This window comes from Streptomyces tamarix, assembly GCF_032423885.1.
Taxonomy (GTDB): domain Bacteria; phylum Actinomycetota; class Actinomycetes; order Streptomycetales; family Streptomycetaceae; genus Streptomyces; species Streptomyces tamarix.
The window spans coordinates 121,512-143,314 of the sequence record NZ_JAWCTQ010000007.1 but is presented as its reverse complement, the minus strand read 5'-3'; the positions used below and the strand labels follow the sequence as shown (position 1 = coordinate 143,314).

Here is a 21,803-nt window from a genome sequence, read left to right as displayed (position 1 = left end):
GCAGGGGTCGCGGGGGCGCAGGGGTCGCGGGGGCGCAGGGGTCGCGGGGGCGGTGCTCCCCGGGGCGTGTACCGAAAGTGGATCATGAGCATGGGATGAACGTGGCTCGTGGCGCGTGGAGATCTGGCCGTCGCACGGTGGACAGCGCTGGAACCGCTGCTGCCCAGGGGCAAGAAGCCCGGCCGGCCGCCGATACGGATCCGGCGCAGGCTGATCGACGGCATACGGTTCCGGGTCCGCGCGGGCGTCCCCCGGCGGGACATCCCCGAGGAGTACGGGCCGTGGAGCCGGGTGTACGACCTGTTCCGCCGCTGGCAGCGAAACGGCGCCTGGCAGCGGGTCCTCACCCAACTGCAGGCCCGGGCTGACGCGAAGGACCTGATCACCTGGGTCATCAACGTCGATTCCACCGTTGTGCGCGCCCACCGGCATGCCGCAGGAGACGCGGCTCCCGCGGCGGACGGCCACCGAAGTTCGACCCGGCGGGCTACGAGGCGCGTCATGCGGTGGAGCGCGGCATCAACCGCCTCAAAAGACACCGTGCCGTGGCTACGCGCTGTGACGAGCTCGCGGTCCGCTACGAGGCGACCGTCCTCGTCGCGGCCGTCGATGAATGGCTGTGACCACTCACACGGCTCGTTCCATGCAGACCAGCTGGTCCCGCTCGTCCCACGACTCGGTGACGGTGAATCCGAGCCGCTCGTACAGGGCGATCGCGCCTGCCCGCCACTTCCACACCGACAGCCGCACCGCGCTGACGCCGCTTTCCGCAGCATGCACAAGCGCGGCGCTGACCAGGCTGGACGCGATGCCCCGTCCCCGGAACGCCGGGTCCGTCCAGAGCCTCTTGACCTCGGACCGTCCGTCGACAGCGGCGGTCACCACCAGGCAGCCCACCGCGGTGCCCCCGCTCAGCGCCAGCAGTACGACATCGTCGACGAACACGGCCTGTGGATCCGCGATTTCCACCCGGTATCGGTCCGGCAACCCATCCACACCGGCGACAGCCTCACCCTTCTCGGCCTGCGTCTGCAGATGGTAGGCCGCCAGCAGCTCTGCCAGCCCATCCCGGACGGAAGGGGCCTGACCCGGCCAGCGGACGATGGCAACCTCGCGTTGATCAGTCATGACGTGAGCATCACATGACACACGCGAGGGCCGGAACGAACATCTTGATCCGCTTTCGGTACCCGCCCTAGCCGCCGAAGGTGGCCAGGAGGAAGACCGGGTAGAGCAGGGCCAGGCCGCCGGTGACCAGGCCGACGGCGCACTGGACGCGGTGGATCCGCTTCGCCAGGCCGAGGGCCGCGAAGGTGACGGCGAGGGCGCCGCACAGCGCCGGGACGGCGATCCCCACGTAGCTGACGAGCACGGCGCCGACCAGGCCGATCACGCCGAGGGCGAGGGAGACGACGCCGTAGAGGGAAGCGGGGCTGTCCGTGGTCCGGGTGGTCATGGCGGATCCCTAGCTGTTGGACGTCGGCGTCGTCGGGCGCGCGAAGGGCACCCCCGGTGCGGGAGTGGCTCCCCGCATGCCCAATGATGGCACTTCGCGTGTTCCCGGGACTGACCACCCCGTACAGGCAATTGGCATAGCCATGCCACGCGCGGGGTGCTCCCGAGGGAGCGCACAACCAAAAAACGGGAGGAAACATGAATCGTCGCTCTGTTGTGAGGGCGGCTTCGCTGGCGGTCGTTCCGCTGACGGTGCTGGCGACCGGACTGCCGTCGACCGCGGCCCCCGCCGCCGACCCCCGCCCGGACGCTCCGGAGTTCTCCATATCCGCGCTGGCCGGCGACGGCACGGAGGACGTGTCCGGGGTGAGCGCGCGGAGCGCCGCGGGCAGGGCCATGGCGGCGCAGGGCCTCGGCGTGGTGCGGTCCGCTTCGGGCGCGTCGGCGGTCGTCGACCGCTCCATGGCGCACCAGGGGATCACCGCGGCCTACGGCTCCTCGTTCGTGGACCTGTCGTGGGAGGCGTACGCGCCGCAGGCCCGCTACGCGGTCGTCCGGGACGGCGTGCGGGTGGCCGACCTGGAGGCGGGGGTCACCTCGTTCCGCGACACGCAGGTGGAGCCGGGCACCGACCACGACTACCGGGTGCTGCCGGTCCTGCCGGAGAAGGGCGAGCCGGACGCGCGCGCGTGGGGGATGAAGGTCTCCCTTCCGACCTCAGACTCGCTGACGGACATGCGCCGGGAGGCCGTGGCGCAGGCGACCGCCGCGGCGGCGGCCAAGACGACCACGCTGTCCTGGATCACCTTCATCCCCCAGGCGAAGATCGACGCCCCCAAGACGGGCTGCGACTACGGCAGCGGCTACCAGTTCGGCGGTGACAACCGCACGGCGTTCGACTGGAAGTCGAGCAGGTACCGCACCGCCCTGCACGCGAACATCACCTGGAGCACCAAGAAGGTCGCGGGCCACTCGTCCATCGGGGCCACCAAGGCGTACAAGAAGAGCACCGGCAAGCTCGTCGCGACCAAGACCGCCAGCAACAAGGACATGGTGGCGAAGAAGCTGGGTTCGGGCAGCAACTACGTGGACCTGCGGATGGTCACGCACGCCACCAACCCGTTCTGCAAGGGGCTCGGGGGAGTCAAGGGCGCCATCAACGGCGCCATCACCATCCAGTTGACCCAGAGCGGGAACTGGACCATCCGCTCCGGCAAGCACCGCCTGATGCCCAACCATCACATCTACATCTACAACGGGGGGAAGGTCACGAACGTCTACACGCGCAAGTACGCCAACGTGGCATGCCTCATCGGTTCGATCGCCTGCCAGGAGGCCGACCTGACCGGCTACCGGGGGAAGTTCTGATCCTCCGGTGACACGGCACGGATGAACGGGGCCTGCCGCGCGCCCGCGCGGCGGGCCCACCGGTCAGCGGGCCGCGCGGGAGCGGACCGCGCCGATGCTGGCCGCGATGACCAGGGCGATCGCCGCCGCGTCCGTCGCCGACAGCGCCTGGTGCAGCACCAGGAACCCGGCCAGCGCCGCCACCGCCGGCTCCAGGCTCATCAGCACCGCGAACGTCCCCGCCGGCAGCCGCCGCAGCGCCATCAGCTCCATCGTGTACGGCAGGACGGACGACAGGAGCGCGACCGCCAGCCCCAGCCCCAGCGTCGACGGCACGGCCAGCTTCGCCCCCGCCTCCGCGACGCCCAGGGGCAGGCTGAGCACCGCGCCCACCGCCATGGCCAGCGCGAGGCCGTCGGCCTGTGGGAAGCGCCGCCCGGTACGGGCGCTGAACACGATGTACACGGCCCACATCGCCCCCGCCCCGAGGGCGAAGCCCGCGCCGACCGGGTCCAGCCGGTCGAAGCCGCCGCCGCTCAGCAGCGCCACGCCCGCCAGGGCCAGCCCGGCCCACACGAGGCTCACCAGGCGCCGGGACGCGACGACCGACAGGGCGAGGGGGCCGAGGACCTCCAGGGTGACGGCCGCGCCGAGCGGGATGCGGTCGATGGCCTGGTAGAAGCAGACGTTCATGCCGGCCAGCGCGGCGCCGAACGCCACGACGGTCCCCCAGTCGGAGCGGCTGTGGCCGCGCATCCGGGGGCGGCACACCACGAGCAGGACGAGCGCGGCGAGCGCCAGGCGCAGCGACACGACGCCGAGGGCGCCCGCGCGCGGCATCAGCAGGACGGCGACGGCCGCGCCGAACTGTAGGGACAGCGCGCCGCCCACCACCAGCGCGACCGGCCCGACCGCACCGGTTCCGGCGCCCGGCGCGCGGCCGTCCGGGCCGTGCGGGCGGGCTGCGGCCGACTCGGGGCGGGTGACCGCCGAGGCGTCTGCGGTACGGGCGTCTTTCACCGGGACCTCTTCTTCGTGCGCGTACGTCGCGCGCGGGCGGGCCGCCTTCCGGGAGGTCCGTTCCGCCGCGTGGCTGGTCCTCCCACGGTAAGCAGCGAAACCGACCCACGGCTATGGCGGGGTGCCCGGCCCCGGGCTCCGGGGTCGCCGCCCGCCCCGGAACCGGACGGGCCCCCGGGGGGCTCCCCGGCGGGTCCCCCGTGGGTTCCCTCACGGGTTCCCCGGCGCATTTCCCGGCAGGCTCCCCGGCGGACCCCCCAGGGGGTCCCCCGGTGGGCTCCCCGGCCGGTCCCCCGGCAGGGCCTCCGCCAGGACCTCCGCGAGGTGGCGGGCGCGGCGGCCCGCGAGCTGGGCGAGCTGGGTGCGGCAGGAGAAGCCGTCGGCGAGCAGCTCCGTGCCGGGGGCGGCGGCGCGGACGGCGGGCAGCAGCCGGTCCTCGGCGCAGGCGACGGACACGTCGTGATGGCCGCGTTCGAAGCCGAAGTTCCCGGCGAGGCCGCAGCAACCGCCGCTCAGCTCCCCGGTCAGCCCGGCGCGCTCGCGCAGGCGGCGCTCGGCGGCGTCGCCGAGGACGGCGTGCTGGTGGCAGTGGGTCTGCCCGGCGACCGGCCGGTCGAGGCGGGGCGGGCGCCAGTCGGGCGCCAGCTCCTCCAGGGCCTGGGCGAACGTACGGACCGACGCGGCCACCGCGCGCGCCCTCGGGTCGCCGGGCAGCAGCTCCGGCAGGTCCGTGCGCAGCGCCGCCGCGCAGCTCGGCTCCAGCACCACCAGCGGCGCGCCGGCGCCGAGGACGGGGCCGAGCGCGTCGAGGGTGCGGCGCATGACCGCGCGGGCCCGGTCGAGGCGGCCCGTCGACACGTACGTGAGCCCGCAGCACACCCGCCCGGGCGGCAGCGCGACCGGGACGCCCGCCGCTTCGAGGACGGTGACGGCGGCGCGGCCCGCCGAGGGCGTGAAGTGGTCGGTGAACGTGTCGGGCCACACGTACGCGCGCGGAGGGCCGGGCGGGGCCGTACGGCGGGCCGCCCACGCCCGGAACGTCTCGCGGGCCAGCTCCGGCAGGTCCCGTTCGGCCGCGATCCCGCCGGCCCGCTTGGCGAGCGCCGCGAGGGGCCGTACCCGCGCGGCGGCGTTGAGCAGCGGCGCGACGGGCGCGGCGAGGCGCAGCAGGGCGGGCAGGGAGCCCATCGTGTAGTGGGCGGCGGGGCGGAGGCGGCCCGCGTAGTGGTGGTGGAGGAACTCCGCCTTGTACGTGGCCATGTCCACGCCGACCGGGCAGTCGCTGCGGCAGCCCTTGCACGACAGGCACAGGTCCAGCGCGTCCCGCACCTCCGTCGACCGCCAGCCACCGGGGACGACCTCTCCGGCGAGCATCTCGTGCAGGAGGCGGGCCCTGCCGCGCGTGGAGTGCCGCTCCTCGCCGGTCGCCCGGTACGACGGGCACATCACGTCCGTCCCCGTGCCCGGCCCCTCGACGCGGCACTTGGCGACGCCGACGCAGCGGCGCACGGCCGTGCCGAAGTCGCCGCCGTCGTCCGGGTAGGCGAACGCCACGTCGACGGGGGTGCGCGGCAGCACGTCGAAGCGGAGGTTCCCGTCGAGGGGGGCGGGGCGGGCGAGGACCCCCGGGTTCATCCCGCCGTCCGGGTCCCACAGGTCCTTGAACCGGCCGAACAGGCCGACCAGTTCGTCCCCGTACATCCTCGGCAGCAGCTCCGCGCGGGCCATCCCGTCGCCGTGCTCGCCCGACAGGGAGCCGCCGTGCGCGACGACCAGGTCGGCGAGCTCCTCCGAGAAGCGGCGGAAGCGGCGCACGCCGTCGGGGTCGGTGAGCCGGAAGTCGATCCGGACGTGGACGCAGCCCTCCCCGAAGTGCCCGTAGGGCGTGCCGCGCAGCCCGTGCGCGGCGAGCAGGGCGCGGAAGTCCCGCAGGTACGGCCCGAGCCGTGCGGGCGGCACCGCGCAGTCCTCCCAGCCGGGCCACGCCTCGGTGCCCTCGGGGGTGCGGGTCGCGGTCCCGGCGGCGTCCTCGCGGACCCGCCACAGGGCGCGCCGGGCGGCCGGGTCGGTGACGACGGTGCCGTCCAGCGCGTCGGCGGCGCGCAGCACGGCCCGGGCGCGCGCGGCGGCCTCGGCGGGGGCGGCCCCGCCGGTCTCGACGAACAGCCAGGCCGCGCCCCTCGGCAGCCGGGCGCGGGCCGCCGGGTCGCGGACCAGGTCCTCCGCCATGCCCTCCACGGTGAGCGGGCCCAGCGGGAGCAGGCCGGGGGCGGCTTCGGCGGCGGCGCTCTCGTCGGCGTACCCGAGCACCGCCAGCGCCCGGGCGGCCGGTGCCTCGACGAGCCGCACGACCGCCTCGCTCACCACGCCGAGGGTGCCCTCGCTGCCGCAGAACGCGCGGGCCACGTCCGTGCCGCGCTCGGGGAGCAGGGCGTCGAGGGCGTACCCGGAGATGCGGCGCGGCAGGCCGGGCGGGAAGCCGGTGCGGATCGCCGCGAGGTGCCGCCGGACCAGGTCGGTGACGCCGTCGGGGGCGCCCCGCCCGTCGCGGCCGAGGCGGAGGGTGGCGCCGCGGTAGGTGTGGACGGTCAGCTCGCGGACGTTGTCGGCGGTGGTGCCCCAGGCGACGGAGTGGGCACCGCACGCGTTGTTGCCGATCATGCCGCCGAGGGTGCAGCGGCTGTGCGTGGACGGGTCGGGGCCGAAGGTGAGCCCGTGGGGCCGTACGGCGTCGCGGAGCCGGTCGAGGACGACGCCCGGCTGGACGGTGGCCGTGCGGGCCTCGGGGTCCACGGCGAGGACGGCGCGCAGGTGGCGGGTGAGGTCGAGGACGACGCCGGTGCCGGTGGCCTGGCCGCCGATGGACGTCCCGGCGCCCCGCGCCACCACGGGCACGCCGTGCGCCCGGCACACCTCCAGGGCGGCGGCGATGTCGTCCGCGTCGCGGGGGGCGACGACGGCGACGGGGACGCGGCGGTAGTTGGAGGCGTCCATGGTGGCGAGGGCGCGCGCGGACGGCCCGAAGTCCACGCCCCCGCGCACCGCGGCGCGCAGCTCCGCCTCCAGGGCCCCCGCACCCCCGCCCCCGCCGGGCCCGTGCCCGCCGCGCCCGTACCCGCCCCCGCCGCGTCCGCCTCCGCCGTGCCCGCGTCCGCTCCCGCGCGTCCCGTGCCGGACGCCCTCCCGCTGCCCGTGATCGCCCATGCCCCCAGCATGCCCGCCGGCCCCGGGCCCGCGCGGCACCGCACGCGATCGGCCCGCGCCGGCCCACCGGGGACGGGCCACGCCCCCGCGAAGCCGCGCCCCACCTCACCGGAGGCGGACCGCAGCCCGGCAGAGCCACGCACGACCCGGCAGAGCCACGCACACCCCACCGGGGCCGTCCCACACCCCCACCGGGACCGTCCCACACCCCCACCGGAGACGGGCAACGACCTCACCGGAGACGGGCAACGACCCCACGTGTCCATGCGACTACCCCTCGTGCCCACACGTACCCCACCGGAGCCGTGCCCCGCCCCGCCCGAACCGCGCCACGGCCCGGACAGGACGTCTCAGACGGCGGACGGGGGGTTGGGGGGTGCCCGGGAGCGGATAGGCTCCCCACGTGGCTGAGATCCAGATTCCCGCTGACATCAAGCCCGCCGACGGCCGTTTCGGCGCGGGCCCTTCCAAGGTGCGTACGGAGGCGCTGGACGCCCTGGCCGCCACCGGCACGTCCCTCCTCGGTACGTCCCACCGCCAGGCCCCCGTCAAGAACCTGGTCGGTGAGGTCCGCGACGGCGTGCGCGCGCTGTTCTCCCTGCCCGAGGGGTACGAGGTCGTCCTCGGCAACGGCGGCTCCACCGCCTTCTGGGACGTCGCGACCCACGGCCTGATCGAGTCGAAGTCGCAGCACCTGTCGTTCGGCGAGTTCTCGTCCAAGTTCGCCAAGGCCGCCAAGCTGGCGCCGTGGCTGGAGGAGCCGACCGTCATCTCCTCGGAGCCGGGTACGCACCCGGAGCCGCGGGCGGAGGCGGGCGTCGACGTGTACGCGTTCACCCACAACGAGACCTCCACCGGTGTCGCCGCGCCGATCCGGCGCGTCGAGGGCGCCGACGAGGGCGCGCTGGTCCTGGTGGACGCCACCTCCGGCGCGGGCGGCCTGCCGGTCGACATCGCCGAGACGGACGTCTACTACTTCGCGCCGCAGAAGTCCTTCGCCGCCGACGGCGGCCTGTGGATCGGCGTGTTCTCCCCGGCCGCCCTGGAGCGCGCCCGCAGCGTCCACGCCTCGGGCCGCCACGTGCCGGAGTTCTTCTCGCTGCCGACCGCGATCGACAACTCCCTCAAGAACCAGACGTACAACACCCCGGCGCTCGCCACGCTGTTCCTGCTGAACGAGCAGCTCAAGTGGATCAACGACCAGGGCGGTCTGGACTGGGCGGTGCGCCGCACGGCCACCTCCTCCCGGACGCTGTACGGCTGGGCGGAGGAGTCCAAGTACGCCTCGCCGTTCGTCGCGGACCCGGCGAAGCGGTCGCAGGTCATCGGCACGATCGACTTCTCCGACGAGGTGGACGCCGCCGCGGTCGCCAAGGTGCTGCGCGCCAACGGCATCGTCGACACGGAGCCGTACCGGAAGCTGGGCCGCAACCAGCTCCGCATCGCGATGTTCCCGGCGGTCGACCCGGCCGACGTCGAGGCGCTGACGGCCTGCGTCGACTACGTCATCGAGAAGCTGTAGGACCCCGGGGCGGTCGTAGGACCGTTCCGCGAAGGGCCCGGCACCGCGCGTCGGCAGGACGCGGCGGCGGCCGGGCCCTTCGCCGTGCCCGGCCGGCCCCGCCCGTCGGGCGCGGGGCCGCCACGGGGCCGCCGCGGGGCCGCCACGGGGCCGCCGCGGGGTCGCCGCGGGGTCGCCGCGGGGTCGCCGCGGGGTCGCCGCGGGGTTCCGTACGGGAGCCGAATGCGGCACGCCCCGGTGCGCGTACGGCGTACTCGGTTTTTTTCCGGCGGGGGATTTCCGGGCCGTACGCTGACGCCATGACCAGCAGCGGAGGCGACACGACGACGAGCGGCAGCGGTGACGTCCACCGCAGCCTGGAGCTCCTCTGGGGGGCGGGCGAGCCGCCCAGCCGCGGGCCGAAACGCGGGTTGACCCTGGACGCGCTCGTCACCGCGGCCGTCGAGCTCGCCGACGCGGAGGGGCTCGGCGCGGTGTCGATGCGGCGGCTGTCGACCGAGCTGGGCGTCGGCACGATGTCGCTGTACCGGTACGTCCCCGGCAAGGCCGAGCTGCTGGACCTGATGCTCGACCGGGTGCAGGGCCTCCCGCCCGGCACGCCCGCGCGGACCCCGGACGACTGGCGCGACGGCGTCGAGGCGCTGGCGCGCGGCCACCTCGCCCTGTACCGGCGCCACCCCTGGCTACTGAAGATCAACCAGAGCCGCAGCGTCCTCGGGCCGGGCACCCTGCGCGCGCTGGAGGTCGCCCTGGCCGGGCTGCGGGGCATGGGGCTGAGCGACCCCGAGACCCTGTCGGTGATCATCGCCGTGCAGAGCTTCACCAGCGGCATCGCCCGGATGGAGATCGAGGCGGCGGAGGCGGCGAGGGAGACGGGTGTCAGCGACGAGGAGTTCTGGCGCAGCCAGGAGCCGATCCTGACGCGCGTGATGTCGAGCGGGGAGTTCCCGCTGATGGCGCGGCTGTCGGAGGACACGTTCTCGGCGGAGTTCGACCACTTCGCGTTCGGGCTGAGCTGCCTGGTGCGCGGATTCGAGGCGAAGGTGGCGGAGAAGGCGGAGGCACCCCGGGGACACGCGGCCCGGCCGTGACACCCCGCCACCGGAGGTCGGCATCCCTACGGGTGGAGCGGCATCCCTACGGAGGGCGGCGCCCCTACAGGGGCCAGCGCCCCTACGGGTGGAGCGGCACCCCTACGGGGCTCAGCACCCCCTACGGGGAGCGGCCCCCCTACGGAGGGCGGCACCCCTATAGGGGTCGGCGCCCCTACGGGGGGTCGGCGCACCGGCCAGCGCCCCCTGGGCGGGGCGACGCGCCGGTCGGCATCCCCACGGACAGTGCGGCACACCGAACACCCCACGGGCAGGGCGGCCGGCACCCTTGGGCACGCGGCCAGGTCGTGACGCCCCGTCACCGGGGTGGCCGGCACGCCACCGGGGCACCTCGCCGGGGCATCCCGCCGGGGCGGCGCGCCGGTTCGTACGCCCGTGGGCGGCGCGTCGCACTCCTGATGGACCAGTCGGCGCGCGGGCGCCCGGCCCGTCGCGCAGCATCGGTGGCGTACAGCCGACACAACCGCACAGACCAGGAGGCACGCAGTGCGTCTCGGAACCCCCCTGCCGGCCGCCCTCGCGGCGGCGGCCCTGACCGTCCTCGCGGGCGCCGTCCCCGCCGCCGCGGCGCCCGGCGCGCGGGACGCCGCTCCCCCGCCCGTCTCCCACTGCGCCCCCACCGCTCCCCTGACCCAGCGGGGTGCCGCGCCTACCGCCGGGCCGGCCGCCGGACCGGCCGTCGGGCTGTGCGTCACGGTCGCCGGGGCCGCCATGACCGTGTCCGCCGCGGCCGACTGCGCCTGCACCGTCTCCGGTACGTGGACCGCCCGCCGGGGCGACGAGGACGGCGCCGCGTCCGGCACGCTGGGCACCCGCGCCGACTACCCGGGCCCCGGCACGTACGAGGTCACGGCGGCCGTCCGCGTGAGCGGCACGGAACGGACCCCGACCACGCCGGTGACGGGCACCGTCACCGCGACGTTCACCCTCGCCGCGCCGAAGCCCGCGCCCATGCACCGCATCGAGGTCGCGCCCCCGGCCGTGCTCGCCCCGGGGAAGACGACGACCCTCACGTACACGGTGGAGCGGACCGGCGGCGGCGATGACGGGGACGGCAGCGCCCGCTTCGGGCTCATCGGGGAGCCGGGCACCGGGATCGCGCTGGCGTCCACGGACGTCCGCTGCGTCAACCCGCTGACCGGCCGCTACCCGGCGACGACCCGCAGCGCCCACGCCCTGGACTGCGCGTTCACCGACCTCCAGCCCGGCCGCCCGGCCACGGTGACCGTCCACGTCACGTTGCCGCCGGACACCTGCTCGACGGTCGTCTCGAAGCTGGGCTACTGGACCCCCAAGGGCCAGCAGGTGGCGGGCGCGATGCTCAACGGTCCGACCGTTCCCTGCCGTTGACGGACCGGCCGCGCAGGGGCGCCCACCCGCGCCCCGGCGCCCCGGCCGCCCCACAGTCACCGTTCCCGCGCCCCCGGCCACCCCACCGTCCCCGTCACCATCACCGTCACCGCCCCACCGTCCCGGTCACCGCCCCACCATCCCCGTCACCGTCGCCGTTCCCCTCACGCCCCCGGCGCCCTGCCGCCCCGGATGCCCCGGATGCGCAGGCGCAGCAGGCCCACCAGCAGCGTCGCGCCCAGGACGGCGAGGCCCAGGGTGTGGCCCGAGCCGCCGCCCGGCTTGTCGTCCCCGGACGCCGCGCCCGCGCTGTCCCCGGGCGACGGGAACACCGGAAGCTCCGGGGACGCCGGGGAGGCCGAGGGCGGTTGGGACGGGTGAGGCGACGGGGCCGGCGTCGAGGCCGCGCCCGTGCCCTCCACCGGGACCCGCACGACCCGGCTCCCCACGCCCTCCGTGCCGAACATCAGCGCCGACCCGTCCGCCGTGTACGTCACCGCCTCCGACTGGGCCTGGAGCGGCGCCCGTACGCGGTCGTCGGCGCCGAGCCGCCCGTCCTTCCAGGCGTAGCCGCGGGCGCTGAAGTAGCCGCGCAGCACCAACCGCTTGCCGTCCGGCGAGAACGCGCCGTCCGTCACCCACGGCACCTCCCCGACGCGGCGGAACACGTTGATGTCCCGCGTGGTCAGTTTCGCCGGGCCCTCGTACAGGCCGCCGCCCTCCTCGTTCTTCGACGCGATGTACACGCGCCCGGAACGCGGGTGCACCATCAGCGCCTCCGCGTCGCGCGGCCCGTCCTCGTACCCCACCGTGTACTGCGTGGCGTCGACGGCCGTGTCGCGCAGCCGCTCCGGCTCGCGGAAGCGGTAGATCCACACGTGCTTCCACGAGCCGTTCAGGTTGTCGCCGATGTCACCGACGTACACGTACCCGTCGGGGCCCACGGAGACGGCCTCCATGTCGCGGGGCTTCCCCACGCCGCGCAGGGTGACGGTCGCGACGGTCTCGCCGGTGCGCCCGTCGACGGCAAAGACCCGCGGCTCGTCCTGGTCGTTGTGGGTCCAGTACACGCCGGGGTGGGCGCGGCTGGCGGCGAGGCCGCTGGACTCGGTGATGCGGGCGTCGGCGAACGTGAAGCCGTCGTCATCGTCGTCGTCCGCGGCGGCCGGCCCGGCGGGACCCGCCACCGCGAGGAGCGCCGCGGCGAGGGCGACGGCAACGGCACGGCCCTGGAGGGCGCGCGACACGCGAGCGGCGACACCGTCCGGAAAGGCACGCGACACACGGGCAGCGGCACCGCCCGGAAAGGCACGCGACACACGAACGGCACGCCCCGGGAGGGGACGCGACGCACGGGCGGCGACACGGCCCGGGAGGACACGCGGCACACGGGCGGCGACACGGCCCGCGAAGGCGCGCGGCGCGCGGGCGGGGGCGCGGAGGGTAGCCATGCCGTCCAGTGTCCACGGTCACGTGGCGTCCGGGGCACGCCACCGGCCATGATGGCGACCATGCGTCCCAGGTTCATGTTCGTCGGCGACTCCATGACCATCGGAAGCGCCGGCGAGCACACCTGGCGCTACCGCATGTGGCAGCACCTGGAGGCGGTGTTCGGCCCCGGCGGGTACGCGATCGTGGGCCCGCGGACGACGCTGTACGACCCGGTGGCGGGTGCCCCGGTGTCGACGGCGTACGCGGACCCGGCGTTCCCCGAGGAGGCGCGGGCGCACCTGGCGGGCTGGGGCGAGGGCTGGTTGCACATGGCGCCGCTCGTCGGGGAGGCGGTGGCGGCGTCCGGCGCGGACGTGCTGCTGGTCTCGCTGGGCCTGATCGACCTGGGCTTCTACACGAACAGCGACCAGACGACGGAGAACGTCCGCGCGTTCCTCGCGGCGGCGCGGGCCGCCAACCCGGACGTGCGGGCGGTGCTGCTGCCGGTCATCCCGAACGTGCGGGCCGAGGAGGAGCCGCCCTTCGCGGCGGAGTGCGCCCGCTTCAACCGCCTCCTCGCGGCGACGGCCGCCGACCTGTCCACGCCCCGCTCGCCGCTGGTCATGGCCGCGCCGCCCGCCGGCTACGACCTGCGGACGGACACGTACGACGGCACCCACCCGGGCCCGACGGGCGAGCACAAGCTCGCCGCGGCCTTCGCCACGGCCCTCCACCGCGCCTGGGGGTGGACCGCCGTCCCGCCCCGTCCGTCGCCGGCCGGGGCGGGACGTCTCACCGCGCTTACGGCGTGATGAAGGCGTAGTAGGGCCTGCTCTCGTCGCGCCAGGACGAGTGGGGCGCGACCTGGGCGTCAGCGACCGCTCCGTCCGCACAGGACGTCCTACTGAGGTAGATGGTCTTGTTCGTCCAGTTCTGTCCCGCCACCGCGCGGTCCATGTAGTAGCAGGAGGCCGGCTGCGGGTGGTTCACCCAGCGCTTCGTCTCATCGCCGGAGTAGTAGTCCTTCTCGATGTAGTGGAAGTAGCAGAGACCCGTCGACGGGCAGAGGGCCTCCTCGGTCGGCTGGTTCGTGGCGCGTAACCGTGATCAGGAGCACGCCACGATCGAGCAGTTGATTGAGCAAGCCGAGCAAGCAGGCAAGCAGGCCGAGCAGGCCGAGCAGGCCACCGATAAGGCTGAGGAGGCCTCCGCCAAGGCGGTTGCCGCAGCGGCCCTGGCTGATGAAGCCGCGCAGCGGGCCGCGCGGGAGACCGAGGCGGCGAAGGCTGATGCGAACCGGGCCTCTATCAAGTCGAAGCAGGCCGCTGATGCGGCGCGGGCTGCGGCTGATGCGGCGCAGACCGCAATCGGTGCGGCCGACGCTGCTAACCGTTCTGCGCGTCGGGCTGCCCTGGCGGCGGCGCAGACTGCGAACGCAGCCGTAGCTGCAGCAGACGCTGCTGCGCGTGCTTCAAACGCAGCGATCGCGGCAGGAAAGGACCGGAGTAAGGCGCAGGAAGCCGCAGATCGTGCGTCCGATGCACGCAAGGCCGGTGAGCTGGCCCGACGTGCCGCGAAGGCGGCAGAGCAGGCCGGTCTGGCATCGCTGGCGGCGGCCGATGCCGCCGCGGCATCCAGGTCCGCGACGAACAATGCGAACAGCGCGGCAAGCGCGGCCGATGAAGCGGCCAGCTATGCGGAAGCGGCCGGTGGCTCGGCTGCAGAGGCGAGGGCTGCGGCGGCGGAGACGCGCCGGCATGCGAACGAGGCGAATCGTGCGGCCTCTGCTGCTGAGGCACTGGCTCGCAAGTCGGCCACGGCCGCGAATGAGGCACGAGATGCTGCGAACTCGGCAGCCAATCATGCCGACAAGGCCGCCGATGCGGCTGAGGATGCGGCCAAGTATGCGTGGGCGGCATCCGAGCAAGCAGCTAAGTCCACTGCACAGGCCAACCTCGCAGACGCAGCAGCCGACACCGCCGAGCAGGCCGTGGCCACCGCGAAGAAGACCTTCGCTCTCGCCCGCGACACTGAGGCCGAAGACCTAGTCACCCGTACCAACGCCGCCATCGAACGCGCCAGGACACAGCAGGCTGTCGCCAACGAGTTCACCAAGGACGCGGCAATGTCCGTGGCGGAAGGCGAGGCGATTGAGGACGACACCAAGGCGCTGGCCGCTGAACTTGCTCAACCCGACGCCGACAGGACAGCCATCGTCAAGAAGGGCCGCGCCCTCGCGCTTCGCGCGCTGCAGTACTTCGGATCCTGGAGGAAGGACGCCGCAGCCCAGGCCCTTGCAGGCACCGACGAGGACGTCCTGGAGTACCTTCGTACCGGATGGCAGGAGGGCGTTGCATACGAGATTCGTCAGCAGGTCGCCGACCTTTCCACCACCAGCCCCTATGAACCTGTACGTACCGCAGCGGCCGAAGCGCTCAAGGGTACCGATCAGCAAGTTCGTGACTTTTACACCTCGGGGCAGTATAAAGTCGCCGAGACCAGTTACCGTGCCGAGATCACCCGCATCTACAACACCGGTGGTACCAGCACGAAGAGTGCCGCGAAGAAGGCCCTGCTGGACGGCAGCATCGCCGCGCTGCGCATCTTCCTCAACAACACCCAGTACAGCGCACGTAACACCGATGAACGGGCTGTGGCCAGCAAACTGTTCAACGATGGCGGCCCCGAGGTAAAGGCAGCCGCGAAGGTCGCACTGAACGCGCCCGCCGACGAGCTCCACACCTTCATCCAGGTCGGCCAGTACATGGCCGACCGCAAAGATCAACTCTCCTATACTCACATCGCCCAGGTCGATCGGCTCATCGCCGAAGGCGAAAGTATTGCCATCAAGGCCCGCGAAGACAGCTACCGTGCCGCCCAGGCAGCGTTCCTCGCCAACAAGGCAGATGACAAAGCCGAACAGTCACGGCTTGCCGCTGAAGAAAGCGCCAAGCTCGCAGCTGGCTACGCAACTCAGGCCGACGCCGCCGCCGACCGTGCGGAAGCCAGCGCCGCCCAGGCAAAAACCTCCGCTACCACCGCACGCAACGCGGCCAACCGCGCCAATCAGGACGCCATCAAGGCCGAAGAATCTGCCGCACAGGCAGAATTTTCAGCCCAGTATGCACGTATCTCTGCTACCGAAGCGCGACAGTCGGCTGACGTAGCCCGAAAGGATGCCCTCGCCGCAGGGAAGAGCGCCGAGGAAGCCGAAGCCGATGCGTCAGCAGCCTGGGAAGACGTCCTCAAGAAGCGCGAGGCCGAGCTAGCCGCGATACGTCGGACCGCGGAGGAGCAGCGCAAGGAAGAGCGCGAAAGTAAGCCCAAGTGCCACATACCCATGAACAGGGATAACCTCCCGCCATGCGCCTACGGCGCAGCGGATGGCGACGGCGAACTCGTCTTCTACAAGCCCGACGCGGTGATGACCGAGATATTCTGGGAAGCCACCGGGCTCAACGACATAAAGAAGTGTATCGAAAATCCCGCTCTTAGTGACTGCCTGTGGGCAGTTGCATCAGCCCTCCCGGTCGGTAAGGCAAAGGCTTTCGCGAATCTGGATGACATTGTTCGCTCTGCGCGGGCAGCAAGGTATGCAAAATGCCCAGATCCGAACGTTACGCGCAATGCAGCATTCCGGAGCAGTTTGCCGATCGCGAACTGTGTAGACGCGATGCTGGATGATCTAAGTGAGGCATATGTGCGAAGTAAGCACATGCCGGGGGGATCTCTTGCCATCTCAGAAAAGAGCATATTCGAAGCGCACGTAGACCTGGACGCCCTCGTTGATAGGGCGAACATGTGCGCATGCGGCGGTCCGAACGAAAAAGGTTTCTATGAACGTGATGTAGACTTTGGCAGCATCGTAGGAAACCTGTCAATAGACTCGGGCAGCATGCCCACGACCTGGTATCGGGTCGTCCAAGACAAGTACGGGACGGTAAGGACGATGCACCCGATTCCGAAGCCGTAAGCAACAAGAGGGAAACGTAAGGGGGTCGATTCCAGGGAATTGACCCCCTTAAAAATTAGGAGGTAGAGCATGGGGCTTTCCGTATACGTCGAGAATCGCATTCACGAGCGCAAGCATGTGAGGGGTGCGGGAGCATCGCTTGAGAGGATCATCGATAGGGCTACTGAAGGAACCATCTTCTCGGCGATCGATCAATACGGCGACACGATGTTCAATTCGATTCAGTCTGCTGCTCTAATTCGCGAGCTGAAGCTAATGAGGCATGGGAACGCCGACCTCGATGCGGACATCAGGGCAATCGAGACCCTAGCGAACGAAGTGGTCCGAACATATGGCTATATCTGGGTTTCGGGCGATTAAACTTTACATCGCCCATTCGATGTCGAGTTCCTACAGCGCTTCCTGCTGCTCCGGTGTAAATCTGTCCCTCGCCACTCGGGTGCTCTGAAGCCGCACCGACATAGAGTAAAAGCTCCAACTGGCAGGCCGCCCTGCTGATCTTTTCGTAATTTCGGTGGGTGTGGTGGGCTCATTGGTAGGAGTCTGGCGTCATGTCTTTCAAGCCTTCGCCTGTTGTCTGCGGACCCGTCGTTCCTCCTTTGATGCGACCGCAGGTGGCCGAGGCCCGGCGTGTGCGGGCGGCTGAGTTGTTCGATCAGGGACGTTCGAATGCCCAGATCGCTCGGATGCTGGAGGCCGGTGACGAGAGCGTGCGGCGGTGGAAATGGGTCTGAGAGGCAGGCGGCACCGATGCCTTGCGCCGTCGCCCGGCGACCGGTCGCCCGCCCAAGCGGTCCGGCCGGGCCCCTCGCCCGGCCGGGTCCCTCTCCTCTTCAGTCGCCCAGCTCCGGGGCGACGACGTAGTCCCCGATGTCCGTCCTCGCCGGGGGGATCCTGGTCAGGGCCCGCTGGATCGGGACCTCCAGGCGGGCGCCCTTCTCCGCGTCCCGCGCGGCACGGCGGGCGGTGAACTCGGGCATGACCTCCTCGGCGAACAGGCGCAGGGACTCGCAGATGTGCTCGTGCCGGTTCTTGCCCAGTTGCGGGGCGAAGATGACCTGGTCGACACCGGCGTCCTCGTACCGGCGGACCAGGTCGGCCAGTTGCTCCGGCGTGCCGATGCCCTGCCCCAGGGACGCCATCTCCGCGAGCCGCGCCCCGGGGGTGCCCGGCGCGGGGGGTTCCTGGACGGGGCTGCGGGACAGGCCGTGCTGGTCGCGGGTCTCCTGGAACTGGCGCCACATGTCGCTGCTGCCGGGGCGGTGCCTGCCGAGGAAGTAGTAGTACATGAGGCCGTACGACCAGAAGTGGGCGCCGTCGACGCCCCGGTCGAACGCGGTCTCGGGGTCGGGGTGGCACATGAACGGCAGGGCCACCGCGAAGTTCGGGTTCACGGCGAGCCCGGCGGGCACGCAGTCGTCGGAGGAGATCACCCGGTAGTACAGGTCGACCCAGTCCTTCGCCTCCTCCGGCGTGGTGAACGACAGCGCCAGGGCGCCCAGGCCGGCGCGGGCGGCGGCCTCGATGGTCGGTCGGGCGGTGCAGGCGACCCACAGCGGCGGGTGGGGCCGCTGCTTCGGCTTCGGCACGACGTTGCGCGGCGGTACGTCGATCCAGCGGCCCTGGTGCCCGGTGAACGGCTCCTCCGCGAGCATCCGCGCGACGACGCCGATCGCCTCCCGCCACTGGTCCCGCTTGGTGGTGCGGTCGACGCCGAAGCCGTCCAGCTCCATCTGGGAGCTGCCCTGGCCCGTGCCGAACTCGACGCGCCCGCCCGATATCAGGTCGAGCGTGGCGATCCGCTCGGCGACCCGCACCGGGTGGTTGACGGACGGGGCCAGGGTGACGATGCCGTGGGAGAGCCGAATCCGTTGGGTACGGGCGGCTGCGGCGGCGAGGAACACCTCCGGGGCGGAGGAGTGGGAGTACTCCTCCAGGAAGTGGTGTTCGGTCGCCCAGACGTGGTCGTAGCCGAGCCGGTCGGCCAATTCGATCTGCTCCAGCGCTTCGTGGAAGAGACGCTCCTCGCTGTCGCCGTCCCACGGTCGGGGCAACTGGAGCTGGTACAGAAGTCCGAATCGCATGTGGGGGAACTCCTCAGGTCGGCATCCGTCACAAGGTGCTGTGAGCACCCGTGGCACCTCCATATGCCGATCTTGAGCCGCCCCCAGCGCCCGCGCGCATACTAAATCGGCCCTGTTTTGGCTGGTAGCCGTCGGCGGTTCGTCTTTCAACAAACGTTTCTTCGAAGGTGGTTGACCGAAAAGGGCACGTCCGCCGCACCCCGGCCCCCGGCGCCGGGGGCCGTCCCGTCCGGCCGTCCCGTACGACTGTCCCGTACGGCGGTTCTGCCTTCAGCCGGGACACCCGGGGGCGCACGGCACGGACCCCCGGATCACGTCGCGTGCGGCCCCCCTGTCCGGCGGGGCGCCCCGCTGACGGCCTCACGGGCCTCCAAGAGGATCAGGTGCAGCAGTTCCGGCTCCACGAAGGGCATGGCCCGGGTGGGTCGCGAGCGCCAGTCCAGCGGCCACGTCAGCCCGTCCAGCGCGGGGACGCCCACGTACGCCTCGCAGCCGCTGCTCCGCGTCAGCACGCGCGCGTCGCCGGGCGGCCAGCGGTACGAGGCCGCCGTGCCGGGCGGCAGCAGGAAGTACATGTTCCGGCAGCCCGTCAACTCGCGTACGACCGGACCCGCCTGAAAATCGGTGAACGTCATCAGGCGGTACGCGACGTCCTCCGCGAGCATTCCCGCGATCCGCACGGCGTCGAAGTGCACGCCCGCGTGACGCAGCGCGTGCCCGGAGGCGGGTACCCAGGAGGGCGTCCTGTCAAGTGCCTTGGGGAGATTCATGCGGCCAGCTTGCAGCCTGCGCTACTACTGTGACCAGCGCCACACGGCGCTCGTGCAGGGCTGTGTACCTGGGAAAACGGACGGTGAACTCTGTGTACAACGGTAATGGGACGCCCGGAGCCGCCAAGGCGTTCGGGCGGCTGCTGCGGTTCTACCGCGAGCGGGCGAAGGTCACGCTGGAAGTGCTCGGCAAGCACACCTCGTACTCCAAGTCGCAGGTGGCGATGATCGAACGGGGCGAGCGCAAGCCGAAGGGCCACTTCGTACAGATCGCGGACGCGGTCCTGGGCGCGGACGGCGCCCTGCTGGAGGTGGCCAAGGAGGTCACGGCGAGCGGAGTCGCGGCGTGGTTCGAGGACTACTTGCTGGAGGAGGCGAAGGCGGCGGGGATCCACATGTACGCGAACCACGTGATCCCCGGGCTGCTGCAAAGCAAGCGCTACGCCGAAGCGATCTTCAGGTGTGCCGTTCCGGCGTTAGACGAGGACGAGATCGAGTCCGGAGTCGCCGCGCGCCTCGCGCGGCAGCAGGTGTACCACCGCACGCCCCGGCCGCACGTCACCTTCGTCCTGGAGAAGATCGCGTTCACCCGGCCCATCGGCGGACCGGACGTGCTCAAGGAGTGCCTGCTCCACCTGCTCGACATCGCACGGCTGCCCAACGTCGAGATCCAGGTGATGCCGGAGGACCGGCACACCCACGCGGGGCTCAGTGGCCCCTTCGTCCTGTTGGAGACGGCCAAGCGCCAGGGGCAGCTCGTCTACGTCGAGGGGCAGGGCGGACGCTACTTTCTCAGCGAACAACCGGACCTGGGGGACGTGTTCGCGCGCTATGGCACCATGCGAGCGCAGGCCCTGTCCCCGGAAGTTTCCGCACAACTCATCGAACAGGTGGCAGAAAAGCTATGAGCACAGACCTCAACTGGTTCAAGAGCAGCTACAGCAGCGGCCAGGGCGGCGACTGCGTCGAGGTCGCCTTCACGTGGCGCAAGTCCTCCTACAGCAGTGACCAGGGCGGCGAGTGCGTCGAGGTGGGCTACGCGTGGCACAAGTCCTCCCACAGCGGTCCGCAGGGCGGTGACTGCGTCGAGGTCGCCTCCTGCCCGCACGCCGTGCACGTACGGGACTCCAAGGACATCGCCCGCCCGGGCCTCGCCGTGGCGCCGGAGGCGTGGACGGCATTCCTCCACACCGTGGGGGAATGACCCGGTCCGCTCCCCCTCGCCGTGACGACCTCCTGAGCCGTCCCGCCGGCCGGGCGCCAACCCACCGCGACGGCTCAGGAGTCGGCACGACCGCTCGCCCCGGCCGCTGCGGCGGTGCCGCCCTGGAACCGACCGGCCGGGCCCCGGGGTACCGCGGACGCGTCCGGCGGCATGGGGCGGCGTGGGGCGGCGTCCGGCGGCGGGTGTCACTTCTCGGCTGTGCCGAGCTCCCCGCGGAGGGATTCCTGGTAGGCGTCCGCGTAGGTGGGAGAGTCCTTGATCAGGTCGTCGCAGAACGCGGCGACGTCACTGCCGATGAGTTGCAGGACCCCCTTGCCCGCGGCGGCGCCCTCTTCGAAGAAGTCGACGATCCCGGGGAGCAGGGGGCCGTCGGGCAGGTCGACCGGTCCGACCTTGAACAGGTACCTCTGCATCTCCTTGTAGACGATCTGGTAGTCCGGCGGGAGCGCCTTGACCCGGGCCATGTGCGCCCGCCACTGCTTCTTGCCCTCGATGATGTCCTGGATGCCCACGTCAGCCTCCCAGCCGGCTCAGTTTCCTGGCGACGTTCCTGTTCAACTGCTCGCGCCACCGGTCGCGGTAGGTGCGGGCCCCTTCCCCACCGGCCAGCGCCGTGCAGAAGCCCCGGACGTCGTCGCCGAGCACCTCGCGGACGCCCTGCCCGTCCGCCGCTGTCTCTTCGAGCAGCCCCAGGGCGGCGTCGAGGATCGGCATCAGGTTGCGGCCGGTGAAGTCCGCGTGGGGCAAGAGGTGGCCCTTGATCTGTTCCCACGCCGCCCGGTGGTCGTCCGGCAGGGCCGCGGCCCGGGCCTCGAACGCCTTCCACTCCCTGGTGAGATCGCTGCCCGTGATGGTCTCCCAGAAGCTCATCTCCCGCCCTCCCTGAGCCTGTCGATGCGTGATGAGACGTACTGCCACTTCGCCCAGAACCTCGCGAGTTCCTCGCGTCCGGCTTCGTTGAGCGCGTAGAACTTGCGCGGCGGACCGACCTCGGACGGCCGTTTCGTCACCTGGACGAGTCCGTTCCTCTCCAGGCGCAGCAGGATGGTGTACACCGTCCCCTCGACGACGTCGGTGAAGCCGAGCTCGTTCAGCCGCCGGGTGATGGCGTACCCGTAGGTTTCCTCGCTGCCGATGATTTCGAGCACGCACCCTTCGAGCGTGCCCTTCAACATCTCCGTCAGGTCGTCCACCGCGATCCCTCCTCAACCCCCTTGGTACTCCGTGCCACTGAGTACCGCTATACAGTACCACCAAGTAGTGGCGGGGGGCGTCTCTGGCGGGCGCGAACCCGGCGCCCCGGCCCGGCG

21 protein-coding genes and 1 pseudogene are annotated in these 21,803 nt (G+C 71.9%); 11 read left to right on the top strand and 11 right to left on the bottom strand.

Annotation, left to right across the window (positions count from 1 at the left end; genetic code table 11):
- Positions 1-108: 108 nt before the first annotated feature.
- A pseudogene (locus RND61_RS32650) lies at positions 109-282 on the top strand (transposase); the annotation flags it as partial.
- A gap of 345 nt (positions 283-627) precedes the next feature.
- Here RND61_RS32650 and RND61_RS08515 read toward each other — a convergent pair.
- Both RND61_RS08515 and RND61_RS08510 read right to left on the bottom strand, forming a co-directional pair.
- Positions 628-1,128 carry a GNAT family N-acetyltransferase gene (locus RND61_RS08515; RefSeq protein WP_315877198.1) on the bottom strand — a complete coding sequence of 167 codons (501 nt, stop codon included), beginning with the start codon at positions 1,126-1,128 and terminating at the stop codon, positions 628-630.
- A 67-nt stretch (positions 1,129-1,195) separates the two neighbouring features.
- Complete coding sequence (locus RND61_RS08510; protein WP_315877197.1) at positions 1,196-1,456, bottom strand: hypothetical protein; 261 nt, start codon at positions 1,454-1,456, stop codon at positions 1,196-1,198.
- 197 nt (positions 1,457-1,653) lie between these two features.
- On the opposite strand from RND61_RS08510, the gene RND61_RS08505 reads away from it, so the two are divergent.
- Positions 1,654-2,823 (top strand): hypothetical protein, encoded by a 1,170-nt coding sequence (locus RND61_RS08505; RefSeq protein ID WP_315877196.1) that lies wholly within the window; start codon positions 1,654-1,656, stop codon positions 2,821-2,823.
- A 63-nt stretch (positions 2,824-2,886) separates the two neighbouring features.
- Here RND61_RS08505 and RND61_RS08500 read toward each other — a convergent pair whose 3' ends face one another.
- Positions 2,887-3,822 (bottom strand): EamA family transporter, encoded by a 936-nt coding sequence (locus RND61_RS08500; protein ID WP_315877195.1) that lies wholly within the window; start codon positions 3,820-3,822, stop codon positions 2,887-2,889.
- 210 nt (positions 3,823-4,032) lie between these two features.
- Positions 4,033-6,816, bottom strand: coding sequence for an FAD-binding and (Fe-S)-binding domain-containing protein (locus RND61_RS08495; protein WP_315877257.1), 2,784 nt, complete (start codon positions 6,814-6,816; stop codon positions 4,033-4,035).
- Positions 6,817-7,429: 613 nt separating this feature from the next.
- Here RND61_RS08495 and serC point away from each other — a divergent pair.
- From serC to RND61_RS08480, 3 genes are all read left to right on the top strand, one after another.
- On the top strand, positions 7,430-8,548 hold the full coding sequence (gene serC, locus RND61_RS08490) for a phosphoserine transaminase (RefSeq protein WP_315877194.1): 1,119 nt from the start codon (positions 7,430-7,432) through the stop codon (positions 8,546-8,548).
- A 299-nt stretch (positions 8,549-8,847) separates the two neighbouring features.
- Positions 8,848-9,639: a TetR/AcrR family transcriptional regulator gene (locus RND61_RS08485; RefSeq protein ID WP_315877193.1), complete on the top strand. Its 792-nt coding sequence runs from the start codon at positions 8,848-8,850 to the stop codon at positions 9,637-9,639.
- A gap of 507 nt (positions 9,640-10,146) precedes the next feature.
- Positions 10,147-11,010: a hypothetical protein gene (locus tag RND61_RS08480; protein ID WP_315877192.1), complete on the top strand. Its 864-nt coding sequence runs from the start codon at positions 10,147-10,149 to the stop codon at positions 11,008-11,010.
- Positions 11,011-11,174: 164 nt separating this feature from the next.
- Here RND61_RS08480 and RND61_RS08475 read toward each other — a convergent pair whose 3' ends face one another.
- The gene (locus RND61_RS08475; RefSeq protein ID WP_315877191.1) at positions 11,175-12,257 is read right to left on the bottom strand and encodes a WD40 repeat domain-containing protein; all 1,083 of its coding nucleotides are present in this window, start codon (positions 12,255-12,257) and stop codon (positions 11,175-11,177) included.
- 264 nt (positions 12,258-12,521) lie between these two features.
- On the opposite strand from RND61_RS08475, the gene RND61_RS08470 reads away from it, so the two are divergent.
- Entirely contained in the window at positions 12,522-13,253 is a 732-nt protein-coding gene (locus RND61_RS08470) for a GDSL-type esterase/lipase family protein (protein ID WP_315877190.1), read from the top strand.
- Here the strand turns inward: RND61_RS08470 and RND61_RS08465 are convergent.
- Positions 13,243-13,431 (bottom strand): hypothetical protein, encoded by a 189-nt coding sequence (locus RND61_RS08465; protein WP_315877189.1) that lies wholly within the window; start codon positions 13,429-13,431, stop codon positions 13,243-13,245. The two genes, RND61_RS08470 and RND61_RS08465, sit on opposite strands and share 11 nt — an antisense overlap.
- Before the next feature lie 100 nt (positions 13,432-13,531).
- Here RND61_RS08465 and RND61_RS08460 point away from each other — a divergent pair, with 100 nt between their 5' ends.
- The 3 genes from RND61_RS08460 to RND61_RS32645 all read left to right on the top strand — a co-directional run bounded on the left by RND61_RS08460 (position 13,532) and on the right by RND61_RS32645 (position 17,148).
- Positions 13,532-16,414, top strand: a complete 2,883-nt coding sequence (locus RND61_RS08460) for an ALF repeat-containing protein (RefSeq protein ID WP_315877188.1) — start codon at positions 13,532-13,534, stop codon at positions 16,412-16,414.
- Positions 16,415-16,483: 69 nt separating this feature from the next.
- Complete coding sequence (locus tag RND61_RS08455; protein ID WP_315877187.1) at positions 16,484-16,774, top strand: hypothetical protein; 291 nt, start codon at positions 16,484-16,486, stop codon at positions 16,772-16,774.
- A 191-nt stretch (positions 16,775-16,965) separates the two neighbouring features.
- Positions 16,966-17,148 carry a terminase gpP N-terminus-related DNA-binding protein gene (locus RND61_RS32645; protein ID WP_391653083.1) on the top strand — a complete coding sequence of 61 codons (183 nt, stop codon included), beginning with the start codon at positions 16,966-16,968 and terminating at the stop codon, positions 17,146-17,148.
- 99 nt (positions 17,149-17,247) lie between these two features.
- Here the strand turns inward: RND61_RS32645 and RND61_RS08450 are convergent, their stop codons facing one another.
- The gene (locus RND61_RS08450) at positions 17,248-18,498 is read right to left on the bottom strand and encodes an LLM class flavin-dependent oxidoreductase (RefSeq protein ID WP_315877186.1); all 1,251 of its coding nucleotides are present in this window, start codon (positions 18,496-18,498) and stop codon (positions 17,248-17,250) included.
- A 311-nt stretch (positions 18,499-18,809) separates the two neighbouring features.
- Positions 18,810-19,268 carry a hypothetical protein gene (locus RND61_RS08445; protein ID WP_315877185.1) on the bottom strand — a complete coding sequence of 153 codons (459 nt, stop codon included), beginning with the start codon at positions 19,266-19,268 and terminating at the stop codon, positions 18,810-18,812.
- A 92-nt stretch (positions 19,269-19,360) separates the two neighbouring features.
- On the opposite strand from RND61_RS08445, the gene RND61_RS08440 reads away from it, so the two are divergent.
- Positions 19,361-20,176, top strand: coding sequence for a helix-turn-helix domain-containing protein (locus RND61_RS08440; RefSeq protein ID WP_315877184.1), 816 nt, complete (start codon positions 19,361-19,363; stop codon positions 20,174-20,176).
- Positions 20,173-20,472 carry a DUF397 domain-containing protein gene (locus RND61_RS08435; RefSeq protein ID WP_315877183.1) on the top strand — a complete coding sequence of 100 codons (300 nt, stop codon included), beginning with the start codon at positions 20,173-20,175 and terminating at the stop codon, positions 20,470-20,472. The genes RND61_RS08440 and RND61_RS08435 overlap by 4 nt, the downstream gene beginning before the upstream one ends.
- A gap of 206 nt (positions 20,473-20,678) precedes the next feature.
- Here RND61_RS08435 and RND61_RS08430 read toward each other — a convergent pair whose 3' ends face one another.
- Genes RND61_RS08430 through RND61_RS08420 form a run of 3 tightly spaced genes read right to left on the bottom strand, consistent with a single transcriptional unit; the run spans position 20,679 to position 21,686 of the window.
- Entirely contained in the window at positions 20,679-21,005 is a 327-nt protein-coding gene (locus RND61_RS08430; protein WP_315877182.1) for a DUF1048 domain-containing protein, read from the bottom strand.
- Position 21,006: 1 nt separating this feature from the next.
- Positions 21,007-21,363 (bottom strand): DUF1048 domain-containing protein, encoded by a 357-nt coding sequence (locus RND61_RS08425; RefSeq protein WP_315877181.1) that lies wholly within the window; start codon positions 21,361-21,363, stop codon positions 21,007-21,009.
- Positions 21,360-21,686 carry a PadR family transcriptional regulator gene (locus tag RND61_RS08420; protein WP_315877180.1) on the bottom strand — a complete coding sequence of 109 codons (327 nt, stop codon included), beginning with the start codon at positions 21,684-21,686 and terminating at the stop codon, positions 21,360-21,362. The genes RND61_RS08425 and RND61_RS08420 overlap by 4 nt, the downstream gene beginning before the upstream one ends.
- Positions 21,687-21,803: the final 117 nt, after the last annotated feature.